This window comes from Bifidobacterium callimiconis, from assembly GCF_003952005.1.
Classification (GTDB): Bacteria; Actinomycetota; Actinomycetes; order Actinomycetales; family Bifidobacteriaceae; genus Galliscardovia; species Galliscardovia callimiconis.
The window spans coordinates 1-3,291 of the sequence record NZ_QXGJ01000030.1 but is presented as its reverse complement, the minus strand read 5'-3'; the positions used below and the strand labels follow the sequence as shown (position 1 = coordinate 3,291).

Annotated in this window: 2 protein-coding genes; both read left to right on the top strand. The window is 51.8% G+C overall.

Annotation, left to right across the window (positions count from 1 at the left end):
- Positions 1-87: 87 nt before the first annotated feature.
- Positions 88-2,649 (top strand): type I restriction-modification system subunit M, encoded by a 2,562-nt coding sequence (locus tag D2E23_RS11465; protein ID WP_126031023.1) that lies wholly within the window; start codon positions 88-90, stop codon positions 2,647-2,649.
- A partial coding sequence (locus D2E23_RS11460; protein ID WP_206432046.1) for a restriction endonuclease subunit S domain-containing protein occupies positions 2,649-3,291 on the top strand: 643 nt, incomplete at its 3' end. The genes D2E23_RS11465 and D2E23_RS11460, both read left to right, overlap by 1 nt.

The following is a 3,291-nucleotide window of genomic DNA, read 5'->3' as shown; positions in this document are numbered from 1 at the left end:
CAGACGTATAATGGCACGAATGTAACGTGGCCGCGTACGTTCCGCCCGGACTGTCATTAGGGGTAACAGCAGCAAAGGAGCACATGAATGAACAAGCAGCAGCTCGCTTCCAAGATCTGGGAGTCCGCGAACCGGATGCGATCGAAGATCGAGGCCAATGAATACAAGGATTACATTCTTGGCTTTATCTTCTACAAGTTCCTCTCGGAGACGCTGGTGAATCGTCTGTATGCAGATGATTGGACCGAAGAAGATCTGCCGTCTCTCATCGAGGAAGATACAGATACCGTGCAGGATGTGCGTGGGCTGTGCGGCTATTTCATCGCCTATGACAACCTGTTCTCCACTTGGATTGCCAAGGGCTCGGACTTTGAAATCGCCGACGTACGCACTGCGCTTTCCGCGTTCGAGCGGAACATCAATCCGGCGCACAAGCGTGTGTTTGCAGGTATTTTCGATACACTTCAAACCGGTCTGTCCAAGCTGGGCACCGATGAGCGTAGTCGTTCCAAGGCTGCTCGTGATCTGATCTATCTCATCAAGGACATTCCGATGAGCAACCGACAGGATTATGACACGCTCGGCTTTATCTATGAGTACCTGATTAGCAACTTTGCCTCCAACGCGGGCAAGAAGGCCGGCGAGTTCTATACTCCAGGCGAGGTCTCACAGCTTATGAGCGAGATCGTGGCGTGGCATCTGCGGGACCGTAAGGAGATCACCATTTACGATCCCACTTCCGGTTCGGGCTCGTTGCTCATACACATCGGGCAGGCGGTGTCCCGTCGCAACGGTAATCCGAATGACATCAAATACTATGCGCAGGAACTCAAGGAGAACACGTACAATCTCACGCGTATGAATCTGGTGATGCGAGGTATTCTGCCGGATAATATCGTGGCCCGCAACGGTGATACGCTCAAGGATGACTGGCCGTGGTTCGACACCGACGAGAATAAGGATGAGACCTATGATCCGCTGTTCGTGGATTCCGTGGTCTCGAATCCGCCGTATTCGCAGAACTGGGAGCCACCGGAGCAGGGGAGTGATCTGCGCTTCGAGTATGGCATCGCGCCCAAATCCAAGGCCGACTATGCCTTCCTGCTGCATGACCTGTACCATTTGCGCGACGATGGCATCATGACCATTGTTCTGCCTCATGGCGTACTGTTCCGTGGCGGCGAGGAAGGTGCGATCCGTAGAAATCTGGTGGAACATCACCATATTCAGGCCATCATCGGCTTGCCTGCGAACATTTTCTTTGGCACCGGCATTCCTACCATCGTGATGGTATTGCGCAAGCATCGCGATGATGATCATGTGCTTATCGTTGATGCCTCCAAGCATTTCATCAAAGACGGTAAGAACAACAAGCTGCGAGCATGCGATATCCGTCGTATCGTCGATGCGGTGACCGGCACTAAGGACGTCGACAAGTTCAGTCGATTGGTGAGTATTGATGAGATTCGTGCCAACGACTACAACCTCAACATTCCACGGTACGTGGATTCGTCCGAGCCGACTGAGAACTGGGATATCTATGCCACTATGTTCGGTGGCGTGCCGGTGCATGAGATCGAGACATTGCAACGATTCTGGGATGTGTTCCCGAGCCTGAAGACACAGTTGTTCACCACACAGAATGGTCATAATGCCCGAGTTGCCGACGGTTCGGTGAAGGACATCATATTCAATAACGTTGAGGTCCAGAGGTATCTGGCGGATTACCGTCAGTCGTTTGCCGATTATCGGAAACTCCTGAGCACTGAACTGGTAGGGGAGTGTGAGCACGTCAATGCCGATACTAAGGCTGAAGAGCTCGCTGATGATCTGTTCCGTCGGTTGCGTAACGTGCCTCTGGTGGATGCGTATGCTGCCTATCAGGTGCTCGATGATAATTGGAAGATCATCTCCGGCGACCTTGAAATCCTTCAGAGTGAGGGAGTCGAGGCTGTGCGCAAGGTGGATGCCAATATGGTGATCAAGAAGAAGGCTGGCAAGGATGTTGAAGTGCAAGATGGCTTGAAAGGCCATATCCTGCCGTTCGACTTGGTCCAGAATCATTTGCTGTCCGCCGATCTGGCAGATATCGCTGCTCAGGAGCAGCGTCTAGGGGAGATTGGTCAGGAGCTGACCGAACTGCTCGAAGGCATTGGCGAGGACGATAAGAGTTCCGACGCGATCAACGAGGACGGTGATGCGTTCGTTGCGGCCGAACTCAAGAAGGCGGTGAAGACGATCGGCAAGCATGCTGAAACCGATTTTGACCGTACGCTGGTAACGGCGAATCGTCTGATTGATGAAGAGAAGAAGGTCAAGAAGACCATTAAGGAGTTGCGTTCCTCACTTGAAGACAAAACCGCTGCGGTGATTGAAGGTTTGAGCGACGATGAAACCTCTGATTTGCTGGCTGCCAAGTGGATTGACCCGCTGCAGCGCAAACTTGAGGAATTGCCAGCAGCGGTTCTTGATGAGCTAGTAGCCAAAGTCACGGCGTTGGACGAGAAATACGCCACCACGTACGCCGACGTGTGCGGTCAGATCAAGAGCGCGGAAACCGAACTGGGAGCAATGCTCGACCAGCTGGTCGGTGACGAATTCGATATGACTGGCATCGCTGAGCTCAAGACCCTGCTGGGAGGCGAATAATGACCGAACATTCGAACGTTCCTTCGATTCGTTTTGCTGGTTTTACTGACCCTTGGGAACAGCGTAAGTTGGGGAAATACCTGACTCTGAGCCGTATCGTTGGTCATACTGGTGCGGATGCGAACAAACTAACCGTTAAATTGTGGGGCAAAGGAGTTGTTGCCAAAACGGATTCCTATGGCGGGAGCGAAAACACGCGGTACTACATTCGTCGTGCTGGCCAATTCATGTATGGCAAGCTTGACTTTTTGCATGCGGCGTTCGGAATCGTGCCAGAGGAATTAGATAGATATGAGTCAACGCTTGATTCTCCGGCTTTTGATATGTCTGGCGTTGACGGATCTTTCCTGTTGAACAGAGTCACTCAGGAAGATTTCTATCTTGGAAACGGATTGATCGCTAACGGTAGCCGTAAGGCAAAGCGTATTCATGAGGATACGTTTCTTGATATGTCGTTGGCATTCCCATCCTTTTCTGAGCAACAGGCCATCGGCCAGTTCTTCTCACAGCTCGATTCTCTCATCACCCTTCATCAGCGTAAGTATGACAAACTTGTTGTACTGAAGAAGTCAATGCTCGAACAGATGTTCCCCCAAAAGGGTGAGTCGGTTCCGAGGATTCGTTTTGCTGGTTTTACTGACC